This window comes from Comamonas piscis (genome assembly GCF_014109725.1).
In the GTDB taxonomy this organism is placed as follows: Bacteria; Pseudomonadota; Gammaproteobacteria; order Burkholderiales; family Burkholderiaceae_C; genus Comamonas; species Comamonas piscis.
The window spans coordinates 317,720-334,085 of sequence record NZ_CP058554.1 but is presented as its reverse complement, the minus strand read 5'-3'; the positions used below and the strand labels follow the sequence as shown (position 1 = coordinate 334,085).

Here is a 16,366-nt window from a genome sequence, read left to right as displayed (position 1 = left end):
TGCCGCTGCAGGCGTCGTCATCTCTGGCGGGCAGCGCTTACTTCAGCACCCAGCCGTTGAACTTCTCGATCACCGCAGCCTGGTTGGCCACCCAGTACTTGGCATCGATCTGCACGCCGTTCTTGATGTTGTCGGGATAGGTCGGCGAATCCTTGGCCACCTCGGGCTTGATGTACTTGAAGGCCTCGGGCTGGGTCACGCCAGCGGCAAAGTACTGGCTGAGCGAGGCCATGCGCTGGGGTTCAGACGCGAACTTGATGAACTCGCGGCAGGCATCGGCATTGGGCGTGCCCGCCAGGATGGACCAGCTGTCCACGCCCCAGATGTTCTGGTTCCAGACGATGCCGATCTTGGCGCCATCGGCATTGGCCGACTGCGGGCGCGACACCCAGGTAGCGATCATGTCCACTTCGCCGGACTTGAGCATCTGCTCGACCTGGGCACCCGAGTTCCACCAGACATCGACCTTGGGCTTGATCTCGTCGAGGGCCTTGAAGGCGCGGTCCAGATCCAGCGGGTACAGCTGCGCTGCAGGCACGCCAGAAGCCATGGCCGCCTGCTCCATCGTGTCAAACGGGTGCTTGCGGATGCCACGGCGGCCGGGGAAGTCTTTGACGTTCCAGAAATCCGCCCAGGACTTGGGCGCTGCGCGGCCCTTGAAGGCCTCTTCGCGGTAGGCCAGCACGGTGCTGTAGACATTGGTGCCCACGCCGTAGGACGACATGTACTGCGCCGGGATGGTCTTGACGAAGGGGTCGTTCTCCAGGCCATGCTTTTCCAGCAGCACCTTGCCGCCTTCGGTCAGCAGCAGGATGGCGGGCTGGCTGATCTTGGCCATGTCCCAGGTGTAGTTCTTGGTCTCGACCATGCTGCGGATCTGCGCCACGGGCTCGGCCGTTGCCTGCACCCCCACCACTTCGATGCCGGTCTTCTGCGTGAAGGGCTTGTAGTACACCGCGCCATAGGCCTTGGTGTAGATACCGCCGTCATCACGCACCACGATACGCTTGGACGTGGCACGGGCATAACGCAGTACGGCAGGTGCAGCAATCAGGCCTGCGCCAGCCACGGCCGCCTTCAGTGCGGTGCGACGGGAGGTAGTGATCTCAGTCATAAAGTGTCCTTTCGAAGGAAGAGGCAGGGGAAGTCAAGGGAGGGAGAGGATCAGGGAGTGGGCGGCAGCAGGCGCCCGGGGTTGAAGCGCTGCTGCGGATCGATGGCGCGCTTGATGGCATGCATCAGATCGAGCTCGACGGCGTGCTTGAACAGCGCCATCTCGTCGGTCAGCACCTGGCCGATGCCGTGCTCGGCGCTGAAGGTGCCGGCCAGCGCGCAGGCCACTTCGTTGACGGCCTGCTTGACGCTGTGCGAGAGCTGGTCCTGCTCGGCGGGGCTGAGCGCCTGCCACTGCGCAAACTGCAGTTGCGGGATGAAGTGCACATTGCCGTCGCCCAGGTGGGCCACAATGATGATCGGCGCGCCCGGCACGATGCGGTGCGCTGCAGCCGTGGCTTGGGTGATAAAGGCTGGGATGGCCGACAGCGGCACGGCCGGGTCGGTGTTGATGCCGATGCCGGCCTTTTTGTTGCCTTCGGAGACGCTGTGGCGCACCTCCCACCAGTCGGCCTGTTGCTTGCCGTTGGTGGCGATGGCGGCATCCAGCAGCATGCCCTCTTCGGCGGCGGCCGACAGAGTCTCTTCCAGCGCGGCGGACAGCAGGGCCTCGTCGCAGGTATCGGTCAGCTCCACCAGCACATGCCAGGGGTAGCTGGGGCTGAGGGGCGCGCGGCGGTCGGCCACATGGTTCAGCACAATGTTCAGCTGTACATCATTGACCATCTCAAAGGCCGACAGCGAGGCGCTGCAACGGCTCTGGAACCGGGCCAGCATGTCGATGGCCGCCTGGGGCGACTCCACCGCCAGCCAGGCCATCGCACGCGCCGTGGGCAGCGGGTGCAGCTTGAGCGTGGCGCCGGTGATGATGCCCAGCGTGCCTTCGGAGCCAATGAACAAATGCTTGATGTCAAAACCGGTGTTGTTCTTGCGCAGGCCGTAGAGCCCTTCCCAGATGCGGCCATCGGGCAGCACCACTTCGAGGCCCAGCACGTTCTCGCGGGTATTGCCGTAGCGCAGCACCCCCGTGCCGCCGGCATTGGTCGCAATGTTGCCGCCGATCTGGCAGGAGCCTTCGGCACCCAGGCTCACCGGGTAGAGTCGCCCATGGCTGCGGGCCGTCTCTTGCACGGTCTGCAGCACGCAGCCCGCATCCACCACCATCGAGTTGTTGGCCGGATCCACCGCACGCACCTGGCGCATCCGCCCCAGGTTGATGACCACCGTCTCGGGCAGATCGGCACGCGGAATCGCGCCTTCGCACAAGCTGGTGTTGCCACCCTGCGCTACCACCGGCACCTGCGCCGCATGGCAGAGCTGCACCACCGCTGCCACTTGCGCCGTCGTTGACGGGAACACAACGCACTGGGCCTGGCCCTGGTAGCGGCCGCGCCAGTCCGTCACATGGCCGGCCAGGTCTTGCTGGCTGCGAAGTACTGCGCTTTCACCGAGCAACGCGATGAGGTTCTGAATCAAGTCCATATGCCCACGGGTCCAAAGTTTGGAGGAGAGGACCCGATGATCGCTAATTCTTAATAAGATTAGTATTAGATGAAATACGAATACATGTGATTGCAATGCGATTGATGCATGCGGCGTGAGGCTGGCGTGCTTTGCCAGAGGTCAGGTAGAGGGGGAAGGGGAATGTGGTTTCGGCGATGTGCTGCTGAGCGGGAGGCAGCGTGCGCCATCTGCGACCGTTGGCGCGGCGGTGAGCCATGGTCTGCAAGGGGCTGGATGACGCGATGTTGGCGCTCGTCACCGTCCTGTCAAGGGTGAGAGAGCCTAGTATTTGCGCGAGCAAGTTGGGTTGTAGGAACCTGAAGCAGGTGTTGCTATTAGTGTGTGGGGACTCACCAATTCTTCAGCGATGATTGAATGCCTGCGCGGGGCATTGTGGGAGGGGAGAAACAATTATCTGCAGATCTCATTGTCGATTTTTATATCGACCGTCATAGAGAACATCAGTCGAGCATTTTTTAAAGTCTTGGAGTTTACTTTATCACTTCTATTTGATTGAAATTCTCGCATTTCGGTTTAATAGCCATGTTGTCAAAACGCTTGTCGTGGAGATAATTGGTCCCCATATCATTAAATAAGGAGCAGTCAAGATAATTGCCAATACGCTCAAGTAATCAATGCCGTCTGAGCGTATTAATTGTTTGAGAATACCTGTTTCCATAACAAATGAATATGAAAGGATTGAGGCAAAGTAGGGCATAAAAAAGCCAGCTAACAGGCCGTTTTTGAGTCGACGTGTTAGAAGTATGGCAATCAATAAAAATAACGACCAAAAAAAGTAGCTGAGAATTAAGTCAGTGGTGTAGCGATGCAATCTTCTGTTAATTGCATCCCAGTTGTATGCCACAACCAAAGTCGAGGATGCCACATGCGAGAAGGTTAAATATAGGAATGATCTCCAGTTCAACGCCATAGCCTACCTGGGTGGATGTTTTTGTTTAGATGAAGAGAAAGGAAAATGGGAGTCGGTACCTATACGGCGTGCAGTGGTAGCCTTGGATTTAATCTGAGACTGGCGCCTTTTTCCCATGCCTCAACGACAGGCGCACTTCGCAAATCGAAGATGATTCCGCCTTTCTGTCGATGATGCATTGGGTAACCCACGCTGCCCTTCCATGACTCCTGCACGGGGTGCGCACTTTTTCTTGCATGCCTCCAATTCCATCGCCTGCCTTTCTCCCTTGCTTGGAGCAAAGTAGTATGCAGTTGCAGCGAAGGTAGCCACTGTCAAAACTGCTATCAGTCTGATGTACTTACGAAACCACATCTTCATAGCAATAGGCTCCATCATGGCATTGGCCCAATGACCGGACCGCAAACCAGTCTGGTTGTTGGTTGCGCGGGGCATATGCCGTTCGGGGTTGGCGTAGTGATCAACACACAACTCCCATTACTAACGCCAGGCCTCCCAGGCGATCTGGCCGTTGACATCCTTCAGGACCTGTGAGTTGCTCAGGTTGGGGGGCGTTAGGGCTGCGGACTAAAGCTTTTTGGCCGCCATCAGGCGTGAACCTGAGCAACCTATTGCTTGGAGGTGTTGGCGGCTGTTAGGTACATTGATCTTTTTTTAACGCATTGATAATTTCGTTTGTTTTGGGATATTTGACTCCGCGCAGATTATGTATGCACTCCGGTTGAGATTTGCAGTAATTCCAATTCTGAGATAGCCGCAAGACCTCCTTCTCTAATATGCAAGTGGTTGCGGTTTTATCACCAATATTTTTGTCTAATGTTTCCAGTGTCTGAAGTCTAATCGCTGCTGCAGACGCTAAAACATACTCTTTTTTTGTAAAGCTAGTGATTAAGGCATTTTGCTTGTTTACTATGGTTCCAACTTGATAACAAATATAGAAGCAGATTGCAATAGACATTGCATATACTATTCTTTTTTCTAAAATATAGTTTTTCATTATTTGTCGGCTTGTTTATTTTTGCAGAACTTACCTTTTTGAAAAGCATTGCTGATATTTTTAATATTAAAGGGGTGATTTGCATTGAACATCTGCACACAAAGAGGATTTTGTAGGCATGTATTTAAATCTCTCAATGGTGACTCAGAGATTTTCTCAAAATAACAACCCAAATCATCATTTTTTTCTATTGCTATTCTGATGTCATTGGACTGGATGATTTCATCTCCAGCTTTAATGGCTAGAAAACCATCTGTCATTTTTTGTACGGTTTTATTTGTGAGTTCTTTGTTGTTTTTAATGCCTAGAACAAGTCCTGCCACACACGCTAATGCAATTGCTGAAATATAAATTGCCTTCGACTTTTTCATTTTATTTAATGTAGCATGATGAAACACGTCACGAAGAGTATCGATTGCTCAATAAAAAAATACTAATCAAATTTTGATTGAGTTTTCAATTTTCCAAAATAGCTTTAATAATATTTCAATTTATTTATGTCAGCTTTTATCTCCATTTTCTAATTCGTTACAGGCACAATATGCGGTCACAAAGCGCTGCGCAACGAATATATCGCAAATTTTTGCGGGAATGCTTAGTAAAAAACATGACAAAATTCCAGTTGAGTCATCTAAAAAAATTCGTAACGCAGTTAGAATTAGCCAGAGGATTGGTAAAGTTATAATTGTTTCTACTGCTCTCACTATCCATACATCCGTGCGGACTTCTTGATGACATTTGGGGCATGTAGAACGAGACGTTTGATATAGTTTGAAATATAAATGCCCGCAATTAGGGCATCCTGACCGATTGATGCGACTTAGAAGAAAATTCAATGACATATTGAATTGCATATTCCTCCTTTGACTCCTGTTCCTATGAGGACGCCCAATTTACCTCCTTGAACAGCAGCATTGCATGCTGCAACGGGCACTAAAAGAGATATCTGACAAACTAGTATGCATTGCCCCTTGTCAATTTCTTCCTGACTTCGGTTTTCGCTTGGAGCAGGCGTGATGCCTGCTGCGCACTCGGCAGTCGCACAGTGACCAGGAGGCGTTTTGGGTTTCCATGCATCATTCCACCACTGAGGGCGATTTGGTCGTAATCCATGAGGATCGATAAAAGACATCGGATTACCGCCCACATAGGCAAACAAATTTTCTCCCCCCTCCAATCCAATCGGATCCTGCGTGATATACCCCCCAACCTTCGGGTCGTAATACCGATGCCGGTTGTAATACAGCCCCGTCTCCCGGTCATGGATCTGCCCAGGTAAACGAATCGGCTGCCCAATCCCATGCGGGTCGTACTCATCAAGCAAATTCCCCCAAGGGTCCAGACTGGCCGCCCAGACGATCTGGCCATTGCTGTCCGTCAAGGCCAGCGGAGTGCCCAGGAGGTCGCAGTGGTAGTAATGGGTGGCGATGCGGGCATGGGCCTGCTGTTGCTCTAACTGCAGCTGCTCGCGCATGCCTTGCAGCAGCTGGGCGCCACGTTGGGCTGTCTCGCCCATAAAGGCGGATGAAGCTGGCATGGCGGTGCTGCTGTGCAGCGCTTGCTGCATGTTCTGCTCGGCCAGCGCTTGCATGCTGGCGGGCATGGCGCTGAGTATGGATTGCATCATCGCCAGCGCTTGGGTGTTGCTGTCGTCGTTCTCAGCGCTGCTGTCCGCATGGGTCATGCCCGCTTGCAGCGCACGCAGCAGCAGCGGGGGCTGCTGGTGCTCGCTGAGTTGGGTGGTGGTGCTCAGCCGCACCAGCGGGGTAAAGCTGCCGCTTTCGTAGATGGTGTGTTCTATGTGCCGGCAAGGCTGGCCATCGGCGCCGGGGCGCAGGTGCTCGGTGTGGATGAGCCGCTCGCCGTCCCAGCCGTAGTAGCTGGTGTGCTCGCCTGCGGCGGTGCTGCTCTTTTTGCACAGGCGGCGGCCCAGCGCGTCGTAGGTGTAACGCAGGTGCTGCTCGGGCCGGCCGTTGCTGTAAGTGCAGTGGACTTCGAGCAGTTGGTGGTCGCCGTCGTAGCGCAGTTCTTGGCGGCTGCGCTGGGGCTGGCCTTGCGCGTTGGGGGCCAGCGATTGCAGCTGCTCGATGCGCCTGCCGAATTCGTCATAGCGCCATACGCAGTCGCTGCTGTAGCCGATGCGGTTGTCGTCCCATTGTTTGAGGGGGCCGCGCTGGTAGGCGGCCAGGTGGCCCAGGCCCAGGAGGTTGAAGTTTTCTTCTCGCCAGTGGGCGTGTACCTGGGCGGCCCATTGCTGGGCTTCGCTGCCGGGGTTGGCCGCCGTGGGGGTGGGGCCGGGCAGGCGGTTGCCAGCGGGGTCTGTGCGCCACTCCTGAACGCTGGTGGGGCGCAGCCCTTCTGCAGCTCCGCGCAGGCGGCCTGCGGCATCGTAGGCATAGCGCAGCACCTGGCTGGGCTGCTCGCCCACGCCTTGCTAGATGGTGGTGATCTGGCCCAGCGCATCGTAGCGGTAGTGCCGGTTGGCGATTTGGCCGACCAGCTGCAAAGCCAGGAGCGGGGAGGCGGGGCCTGCTGCGGCTGCGGTGGGCAACTGCAGGCCTTGGGTGGCGGTGGAGAAGACGCGGCCCAGGTCGTCCCATTTGCGCAGGACCTGAAGGGGGCTTGGGCTGCCTGCCTGCTTGTCCGCTTGGCCCTGGGTTTGGCCGGGGCTGCCCAGGCTGCGCCGGGTTTCTCGGTGCTGCGCGTCGCGCTCTATATCGACCAGGGTGTTGCCGTTGTGCTGCAGCCCATGTACGTGGCCTGCGCCATACAGCTGCCAGGCGATGGAGCCCAGCCCTTGCAGATCGCTGTGCAGGCGGTTGCCCAGGGCGTCCAGCCCATGGCTGATGCGGTGCTCAAACTCCGGTGTGGTGGAGGGGGCAGCGGCGTCACTGCCGCCTGTGCGGTAGAGCTTTTGCACTTCGCCAGTGATGCGGCCCAGGGCATCGCGCTGCAGGCTGATCTGGCTTTGCAATTGAGCGGGCAAGACTTGGGCCGGGTCTGCAGGCGAAGCCGGATGCAGCCACACGCTGGCCTCGGTCAGTTGCCCGGCTGCGTTCCACTGGTAGTGCTGGGTTTGCGCGGGGGCATGGGCGCTGGCGGGCAAGTGGCGCTGGCTCAGCCGGCCGCTGCTGTCCCAGGCATAGCTGGTGGTGTGCTGGAACTTGGCATGGCCATCGGTGCTGGTCAGCAGCTGGCCGGCGGCATCCCAGTGGTAGCGCTGCAGCCGCTGGTCAAATCCTTCTTCCTGCACCAGGCGGTCTTGGCTGTCCCAGGCAAAGCGGCTTTGGGCGCCGTTCTCGTTCACCAGCCGGGTCAGGCGCCCGGCGCTGTCGTACTCCAGGCTGATGCTCCGGCCCCCCTGGCTGCGTTGCAGCAGCCGGCCCCAGAGGTCGTAGCTCAGATGGATGTGCTGCGCTGTCAGGTCCGTCTGGCCAGGGCCTGGGCGGCTTGAGGCGTCCCATGCGGGCTCCATGCGCACCAGGTGGCCGGCATCGTCATAGTGGTAGCGCTCTACCGTGGGGCCCACCCGCTCGGTGGCCACCAGGCGGCCCTGGCTATCGCGCTGGTAGCGCTCGCGCCCTCCGCTGGCATTGGTGGATTCTGTCAGCGCGCCGTAGCGGTCGTAGCTGTAGCGGCTGGTGTGGCCCGAGCAATCGGTGTAGGCCAGCAGTTGGCCCGCCCCGTCCCAGGCCAGGTGCTTGGTGGCGCCGTGGGCATCTTCAATGCGCAAGGGCTTGTCGGCGATGAGCGGCGCCTCCGTGGGGCTGGGGTAGTGGTAGCGCTCATGGCTGCCATCGGCCCAGGTGGTTTGCGTCAGCCGCCCCCAGCTGTCGTACTGGTAGCGGGTGCAGGCGCCGGCGGCATCGCTGCTGTGCAGCAGCCGGCCGGTAGCGTCGTCGTAGTGCTGCTGGGTGCTGCTGCCACCGGGCAGTTGCATGCCGGTGACGCGGCCCTGGCCGTCGCGGCGCAGGTAGGTGCTGCGTGCCAATGGGTCGGTGCTGCAGGTCAGGCGCCCAAAGGCATCGTAGGCCTGCAGCCAGCGGCTGCCGTCTGCCTTGTCGTGGGCCACCAGGCGCGACAAGCCCGGCTCGCCCTCAAACTGGTAGGTCTCCACACGGCCCAGGCTGTCGGTGACGCGGGTGCTGGAGCGGGGCAGGCCTTGGGGGCTGTCCGGCAGCGCCTGGTAGTCAAAGCGGTAATGCAGGCCCTCTTGGTTGCCGTGCTCCATCACGCGGGCGCCAGGCGCCTGGCTCTCGTAGCGGTAGCCGTGCCAGGGGCCTTGGGCAATGCGGTGGGCGCTGATGCGGTGGTGGTCCCACTGGAAGCTGCGCACCAGCACCTCGGCGCGGTTGTGTACGGTCAGCAGGTCGCCGTCCTCGCTGTAGCCGTAGCGCGCGAGGACGATGGTGCCGCGCAAGGGCGCGATGGGGTCTTCAACCAGTTCCACCCTGACCATGCGCAAGCCGTCATCGGCCCCCCAAAGCGCATGGCGCTCTTGCGCTTTCTTGCCGCTGTGGATGCGCTGGTGTTGCAGCCGGTAGCGGCGCCCTGCGCCATCGTTCAGCCCCACCAGCATGCCCAGCGGCAGGGGGCGGTTATCCATGTCGCGCTGGCTGCCGTCGCTGTAGTGGTAGTGCTGGCTGCGCCCGAGGCGGTCCGTCACCGCCAGCAGGCGCCAGCGGTCTGCTGCGCTGTCTTTGGCCGGTTGCGTTGTTTGGGTGGGCACCATGCCCAAGTGCCAAAGGGTATCGCCATTGCCGCTAGTGGCAAGGATGGTGTCCGCACTGCGTGCCAGCGCGGGTGCGATATGGCGCCAGCGCGCATCGCTGGCCCAAGGGGCAGTGCTTGCGTCCTTGCCACTACCGCCACCCTCGCTGCTGCCGCCACCACCGCGCAACAGCCACAACCCCTCACTAGCGCTGTAAAGCTGGCCGCCAGGCGGCAGGGGTTCGTCAAAAGTGATCACCCGGCCATTGGCATCAAACAGCAAGGTGGCATCTTCTTGCAGCGCCACGCTCAGCTCCAGCCACAAATGCCAGCCGTAGCCCATCAGCCCGCAGGTGGCGCCATGGCTGGGGTTCACATAGCTGCTGTACCTGCGTTGCCATACGACGGGCAGGGCGCCTGGGAGTGCAAAGTCCAGGTCTTCTTCGCCCAGCAGAACCTTGGCGCCGATTTGCGGATTGACCGGCGAGCTGACGGTGATGCCCCCGGGGCATTCAGAGCAGGCGATGCCGCCTTGGCTGCCGATAAGCACGGTGCGTGAGCCTTGGGCGATCTTGCCTTTGGCGACGCGATCGCCCTTGCGGGCGGCGGGTTGGCCACTCATAAGAGGGGTCTCCTGGGGTTGGGTGGATAGCGATGTCGAGATGAGGGCTGCTGTGAACGCATTAGCAGTTCAGGCGGTCTTCGGGCGACAGGATCTCGATGCGGCCGGGCGTGATCTTGAGGGTGCTGTCGCCGCAGCTGAAGATGATTTCTTGCTGGGCTTCTAGGCGGATGTTGGCGGCGGTGACGGTGACGTTCTGGCCCGTCATGCGGATGTTGGAGGCCTTGCCGCCACCACTACCACCGCTGCCTTCACCGCCGGGGCTGACGATGTTCATAGAAGCGCCTTCAGCGCCACCCCCCGAGCCACCACCACCATCGCCGCCGCCAACGGTGAGCGAATACTGCTCGCCCACCTGGGTGGTCTGCTTGCTGCCCACCTTGGTGCTCTGGTTCTCGCCCACGCTCAGGCTTTGGTTCATCCCCACATGGGTTTGCATGAACATGCCGATGTTCTGCATGTAGTTCACGCCGATGTTCATCATCTTGAGGGCGCCGACGTTTTGCAGATAGGCCATGCCGATGGTTTGCGTTTTGAGCAAGCCCACGTTGATGGACCAGTTGTTGCCGATGCTGTCGGTCTCGTTGCGGCCCACGGTCTTGTCACGGCTGATGCCGATGTCCACCGCCTCCTTCAGATCGACGCGGCGTTGGCGGTTTTGGTGGACGGTCAGGGTTTCATCCAGGTCCACCTCCTCGGTGCGCCAGCCGTGCACATTGATCTTCTCGTTGCGGTCCACCACCTCGGTGCGGTCACGGTGGATGGTGTTGAACTCATCGCGGTCGATGACCTTGCGCCGGTCATTGCCCACCCATTTGTCCTCATCGTTCTCAACCTCGGTGAGCTGGTCCTTTTGTGCATGCAGCCACAGCTGCTCCTGGCCTTTTTTGTCTTCAAAGCGGATGGCATTCGCATCGCCTGGCCCGTCTTTTTCTCCAGCCCCGGGGGCGCTGCCCTTGCTGGATCGGGTTTTGATGCCCGATTGCGTCTTGTTGGCCGGCAAGTCCCAGGGCGGCATCTGCATGGCGTTGTAAACGCGGCCGGTGATGATGGGGTAGTCGGGGTCGCCGTTGAGAAAATCAACGATCACCTCTTGCCCGATGCGCGGGATATGCATGCTGCCGTAGTTGCTGCCAGCCCAGGTTTGGGAGACGCGAATCCAGCAGCTGGAGTTTTCGTCTTTCTGGCCATAACGGTCCCAGTGGAACTGCACTTTGACGCGGCCAAAGCTGTCGGTGTAGATCTCTTCGTTGGGCGGCCCGGTCACCACGGCGGTTTGGGGGCCGGTGGTGCTGGGTTTTGGGGTGCTGCGCTGGCTGCGGTAAGCGGTGCTTTTGGGCACGGCCGAAAAGCGGATGCGGTAGCTGGCGCCATGGTCTGCGCCTCCGCCGTCGCTGCGGTGTACGTTCTCTGCAAAGCGGTAGGAGGCCGACTCGATCAGGTACTCCTTGTTCTGGTCGCTGCGCGGGTACTTGCTGAAAGTAAACAGGTAGCCGGGCGCCATATTGCGGGCATTGCCATCGCCCTGCACCATCTCCCGCTGGGCCTGCTGCTGCTCGATGCGCACGCGGGCATAGTTCTCGCCATCGGTCACATCGGTGTAGCCGCCGGGCCAGTCAAAGCGCTCCCGGCTGTCTTCGCTATGGCCTGCTGGCTGTTGCTGCCGGGTGTCCAGAATGGCGCGGGGGCGCTCAAAGTTGTAATCGTCGGCCGCAAAGTGGCCTGATGCGATGTCTTCGGCAAAGACCCAGCTGTCCACGAAATCTTCGTCGCGCACCTGCGCGGCACGGTCGCTGGGGTAGTAGGGGTGCGTGCTGGCGCCTTGGGGCAAGGGGCGGTGGCTGCCAATGTCATCGGCCAGCACCAAGGTATGGCTGCCGTTGTGGTGCTCGAAGAAGAAATAGGCGCCTTCCATTTCCAACAGGCGCGAGACAAAGTTGAAGTCGCTCTCGCCGTACTGCACCAGGTACTTCCAGTTGCGGTACTCGCCAATGAGCTTTTGGTCGATCACAAAGCCATAGGGTGCCAGCACTTCCTGGACGATCTCGGGGACTGTCTTGCACTGAAAGATCTTGAAATCGGTGCGCCGGGTGGCGTGCCACAACCAGGGGCGCAGTACCGCTTCATAGGCGTAGAACGCGCCATCTTTGCCAGTGAAGCTGAACTGGGTGATTTGTCCGGAGAGAAAGCGCGTGTCGCCGCCATGGATCTCGGTCGTGAGATCGATCTCGATGCTCATGTCCTTGCCCAGCAGGCTTTTGGCGGAGATGCCCTGGGATTCGCTGATCAGCCGAACCCGGTACTCGAACAAGCGGGAGATTTGCTCACTGCCCTCCAGCGAGCGAAACTGCAACTGCTCGCCCAAGGGGCTGTGCGCGACAAACGTGCGGTTAACCATATGCGTGACCCGGCCGTGGATGAAAAACCGAATCGATGATAGTTAAACAATAGCTAATAGCAATAAATAACTTAGCAATGATTTGTGTTTTTAAATCAATAACCAAGCGCTTATGCCAGGTGTGCGGGGGACCTGATGGACGCCAAGCATTCACTTCCTGGCGTTGCGAAGCATCCCTCGCTGTTGGGTGCCTGGGCGCTGCGCAGCAGGCTGCAAAACCTGTCGCACCATGCGGTCAAAACCGAGGCCTGCGCCGCATGCATGCGGACCTTTGCCACCCAGGACGCGGCCAGCGCGCGGAAGCCGTCACAATAGCGGCCTGAATATCAGCGCCTGCCTCCGCTGCGAGGCCGGTCTCACCTGGAGACTTTTGCATGCGTATTTCTGCCCGCACCCCTTTGTTGTCCCGCACTGCCAGCGCCTTGCTGCTCGCTGGCCTGGGGGCTTCGGCTGCCCAGGCGGCTGGTGTGATCAAGATCGGTGAGATCAACAGCTACAAGAACCAGCCCGCGTTTCTGGAGCCCTACAAGCGCGGCATGGAATTGGCGGTGGATGAGGTCAACCGCGCGGGCGGCGTGAACGGCAAGAAGCTGGAGCTGATCACCCGCGACGACAACGCCAATCCGGGCGACACCGTGCGCGTGGCCGAGGAGCTGATCGCGCGTGAAAAGGTCGATGTGCTGGCCGGCGGTTTTCTGTCCAACACCGGCATGGCGCTGACCGACTTTGCCAAGCAGCGCAAGTTCTTCTACCTGGCCACCGAGCCGCTTACGGACAAGATGGTCTGGAGCAACGGCAATGCCTACACCTTCCGCCTGCGCCCCTCCACCTACATGCAGGTGTCGATGCTGGTCGAAGAGGCGCTGAAGCTGAAGAAAAAGCGCTGGGCCCTGGTCTACCCCAACTACGAATACGGCCAGTCCTCGGTCGCCACCTTCAAGGCCAAGATGAAGGCGGCCCAGCCCGATGTGGAGTTCGTCACCGAGCAGGCCACCGTGCTGGGCAAGGTCGATGCCGGCAGCGTGGTGCAGGCGCTGGCCGATGCCAAGCCCGATGCGATCTTCAACGTGCTGTTTGCCACCGACCTGACCAAGTTTGTGCGCGAAGGCAATACGCGCGGCCTGTTCAAGGACCGCAACGTCGTCAGCGTGCTGAGCGGCGAGCCCGAGTACCTCGACACCTTGAAGGCCGAAACGCCCAATGGCTGGATCGTCACCGGCTATCCGGTACACAGCCTGAAGACGCCCGAACACAAGGCCTTCTTTGACGCTTACCAGGCCAAGTACAAGGACTATCCGCGCCAGGGCTCGGTCGTCGGCTATGCCGGCATCAAGTCGCTGGCCGAAGGCATCAAGAAGGCCGGCAGCACCGATACCGATGCGCTCATCAAGGCCTTTGAAGGCCTGCAGGTGGTTTCGCCCTTTGGCCCCATCACCTGGCGCGCGCAAGACCACCAGTCCACCATGGGCGCCTATGTCGGCAAGCTCAAGAACGTGGGCGGCAAGGGCGAGCTGGTGGACTATGTCTACCGCGATGGCAAGGACTACCTGCCCAGCGACGAAGAAGTGCGCAAGATGCGCCCGCAATAAGGTGATGGAACGCTGCCTGGCCCCCGCACTTACCGCAAGTCTGCGGGCAACGCTGCCCGCCTGGCTGGGGCGGCATGACGGCCAGGCATGGCCACAAGCGCAGGATGCCGCATGAGTTTTTCCGGTCTGCTGGTGCAACTGCTCAACGGCCTGGCCGGCGCCTCGTCGCTGTTCCTGGTGGCTGCGGGGTTGTCGCTGATTTTCGGCGTCTGCCGCATCGTCAACTTTGCGCATGGCTCCTTCTACATGGTGGGCCTGTATGCGGCCTATGCGCTGGCCGAGGCCATGGCGCCGCTGGGGGGCGGCTGGGGTTTCTGGCTGTCGCTGCCGCTGTCGGCCATCGCCGTGGGGCTGCTGGGCGGCCTGGTCGAGGTGCTGCTGCTGCGTCGCATCTACAAGGCGCCGGAGCTGTTTCAGCTGCTCGCCACCTTTGCGCTGGTGCTGGTGATCAAGGATGCGGTGCTCTGGCTTTGCGGGCCCGATGAGCTGCTGGGCCCGCGCGCGCCGGGGCTGGGCGGTGCGGTCGATATTCTGGGCCGCGCCTTTCCGACCTATGACCTGTTCTTGATCGCTGTGGGCCCGCTGGTGCTGGGCGCCACCTGGCTGCTGCTGCACCGCAGCCGCTTTGGCATGCTGGTGCGCGCCGCCACGCAGGATCGCGAAATGGTCGGCGCGCTGGGCGTGCGCCAGGCCTGGTTGTTCACAGCGGTATTTGCGCTGGGCGCTGCGTTGGCCGGGCTGGGCGGCGCGCTGCAGCTGCCACGCGAGCCCGCCACCTTGGAGCTGGATCTGCAGACTATCGGCTCGGCCTTTGTCGTTGTGGTCGTCGGCGGCATGGGATCGCTCACTGGCGCCTTTGTTGCGGCACTGCTGGTGTCCACCGTCAAGGCGCTGTGCATCTGGCTGGGGGTGGTGCAGATAGCGGGAATCGATATCGCTTTTCCGCAGCTCACACTGGTTGCTGATTTTCTGGTGATGGCCGTGGTGCTGGTGCTGCGCCCCTGGGGCCTGCTGGGCAAGCCGCAGGCCGCCAGCCGCAGCCATGGCCTGCGCGAGCAACCTTTGCGTGCGCCGCCGACCGCCCTCAAGGCTGTTGGCGCGGCCGTGCTGCTGGGCTTGCTGGCGCTGCCCTGGGTGGTGGATGCGCAGTCTTATACCCTGGTGCTGATGGTGGACCTGGTCATTGCCGCGCTGTTTGCCACCAGCCTGCATTTCTTGATGGGGCCGGCAGGTTTGCATTCCTTTGGCCATGCGGCCTTTTTTGGCCTGGGCGCCTATGGCGCGGCGCTGCTGCTGAACGCGGCCGGCCTGCCGATGCTGTGGGCGCTGTTGCTGGCGCCGCTGCTGGCGGCCTTGGGCGGCGTACTCACGGGCTGGTTTGCGGTGCGGCTGACGGGGGTGTATTTCTCGATGCTGACCCTGGCCTTTGCGCAGATCATCTGGGCCACCACCTTCCAGTGGGATTCGGTCACCGGCGGCAGCAATGGGCTGACGGGTGTCTGGCCGGTGGCCTGGCTGGAGGACAAGCGCTGGTTTTACCTGCTGACCTTGCTGTTGGCTACTGCCGGGGTGCTGGCGCTGTGGCGGGTGCTGTATGCCCCCTTGGGCTATGCCTTGCGCGCCAGCCGCGATGCACCGCTGCGCGCCGAGGCCATTGGCATTGCGGTGGCCAAGGTGCAGTGGATGGGCTTTGTGCTGGCCGCCTCGGTGGCCGGGCTGGCGGGCGCGCTGTTCGCGTTCTCCAAGGGCAGTATTTCGCCGGAGACTATGTCGGTGGCCAAGTCGGTCGATGGCCTGGTCATGGTGCTGTTGGGTGGCGTGCAGACCTTGGTGGGCCCGATTCTGGGCGCCTTCAGCTTTACCTGGCTGCACGATGCGGTGGCGCGCAACACCGACTACTGGCGCGCCACCCTGGGCGCCGTGATTTTGTTGCTGGTCTTGCTGTTCCCGCAGGGCATTGCCGGCTACGGCAAGCGCTGGTGGCAGTGGCTGCTGCAGCGGCGCGGGGCATAAAAAAGCCCCGCCAGGGTGCGCGGGGTGGAGTGTGTTGGGGTAGGCCTGATCAGCTGTTGCAGGCCTTGCTGCCCTTGGCGGGCTGGATGCCCTTGGCCTTGGCATCTGCCAGGGTCATGTACTCGCCCTGCTTGGTGGTGCCGTAGTAGCGGTCACCTTGGCAGTGGTAGATCTTGGAATTGGTATTGGCCCAGACCTTGCCGGCACCGCCGCCGGGGGCGGGGGTCTTGGCCTTGGCTTTGTCTACTGCAGCCGCTGGTGCGGCAGCAGGCGCCGCTGCGGTGGTTTTGGCGGCTGGCGCCGGTTTGGCGGCCGGTGCCGTGCCTGCTGCCGGGGTTTGGGCAAAAACGGCAGCGGTGCTGCACAGGGCAATACCGCTGATCCAGGCTTTCCAGGTGTTGCGCATAAAACTCTCCTGTCGTTATGTTGGTCGGAATGCCAGGCCGCAGGGCCATGGCAGTTCCATGCTGCGGCGGGCATCCACAAAAAA

Annotated in this window: 10 protein-coding genes; 2 read left to right on the top strand and 8 right to left on the bottom strand. The window is 60.5% G+C overall.

What is annotated here, in order from left to right; all coding sequences use genetic code 11:
- Positions 1–37 precede the first annotated feature (37 nt).
- The 7 genes from HS961_RS01600 to tssI all read right to left on the bottom strand — a co-directional run bounded on the left by HS961_RS01600 (position 38) and on the right by tssI (position 12,274).
- Positions 38–1,114 (bottom strand): ABC transporter substrate-binding protein, encoded by a 1,077-nt coding sequence (locus HS961_RS01600; protein ID WP_182326065.1) that lies wholly within the window; start codon positions 1,112–1,114, stop codon positions 38–40.
- A gap of 50 nt (positions 1,115–1,164) precedes the next feature.
- On the bottom strand, positions 1,165–2,595 hold the full coding sequence (locus HS961_RS01595; RefSeq protein WP_182326064.1) for an FAD-binding oxidoreductase: 1,431 nt from the start codon (positions 2,593–2,595) through the stop codon (positions 1,165–1,167).
- Positions 2,596–4,181: 1,586 nt separating this feature from the next.
- Positions 4,182–4,544, bottom strand: a complete 363-nt coding sequence (locus tag HS961_RS01590; protein ID WP_182326063.1) for a hypothetical protein — start codon at positions 4,542–4,544, stop codon at positions 4,182–4,184.
- Positions 4,544–4,915, bottom strand: a complete 372-nt coding sequence (locus HS961_RS01585; RefSeq protein ID WP_182326062.1) for a hypothetical protein — start codon at positions 4,913–4,915, stop codon at positions 4,544–4,546. The genes HS961_RS01590 and HS961_RS01585 overlap by 1 nt, the downstream gene beginning before the upstream one ends.
- Positions 4,916–5,376: 461 nt before the next feature.
- Positions 5,377–6,972: an RHS repeat-associated core domain-containing protein gene (locus HS961_RS23750; protein WP_327012012.1), complete on the bottom strand. Its 1,596-nt coding sequence runs from the start codon at positions 6,970–6,972 to the stop codon at positions 5,377–5,379.
- A 6-nt stretch (positions 6,973–6,978) separates the two neighbouring features.
- Positions 6,979–9,876: a DUF6531 domain-containing protein gene (locus HS961_RS01580; protein WP_327012011.1), complete on the bottom strand. Its 2,898-nt coding sequence runs from the start codon at positions 9,874–9,876 to the stop codon at positions 6,979–6,981.
- A gap of 61 nt (positions 9,877–9,937) precedes the next feature.
- Positions 9,938–12,274, bottom strand: coding sequence for a type VI secretion system tip protein TssI/VgrG (gene tssI / locus HS961_RS01575; RefSeq protein ID WP_182326061.1), 2,337 nt, complete (start codon positions 12,272–12,274; stop codon positions 9,938–9,940).
- Positions 12,275–12,648: 374 nt separating this feature from the next.
- Between tssI and HS961_RS01570 the strand changes: the two genes are divergently transcribed.
- Complete coding sequence (locus HS961_RS01570) at positions 12,649–13,863, top strand: ABC transporter substrate-binding protein (protein ID WP_182326060.1); 1,215 nt, start codon at positions 12,649–12,651, stop codon at positions 13,861–13,863.
- A gap of 111 nt (positions 13,864–13,974) precedes the next feature.
- Complete coding sequence (locus HS961_RS01565) at positions 13,975–15,876, top strand: ABC transporter permease (protein ID WP_182326059.1); 1,902 nt, start codon at positions 13,975–13,977, stop codon at positions 15,874–15,876.
- 49 nt (positions 15,877–15,925) lie between these two features.
- Here the strand turns inward: HS961_RS01565 and HS961_RS01560 are convergent, their stop codons facing one another.
- Positions 15,926–16,282 (bottom strand): signal protein, encoded by a 357-nt coding sequence (locus tag HS961_RS01560; protein ID WP_182326058.1) that lies wholly within the window; start codon positions 16,280–16,282, stop codon positions 15,926–15,928.
- Between the last annotated feature and the right edge of the window lie 84 nt (positions 16,283–16,366).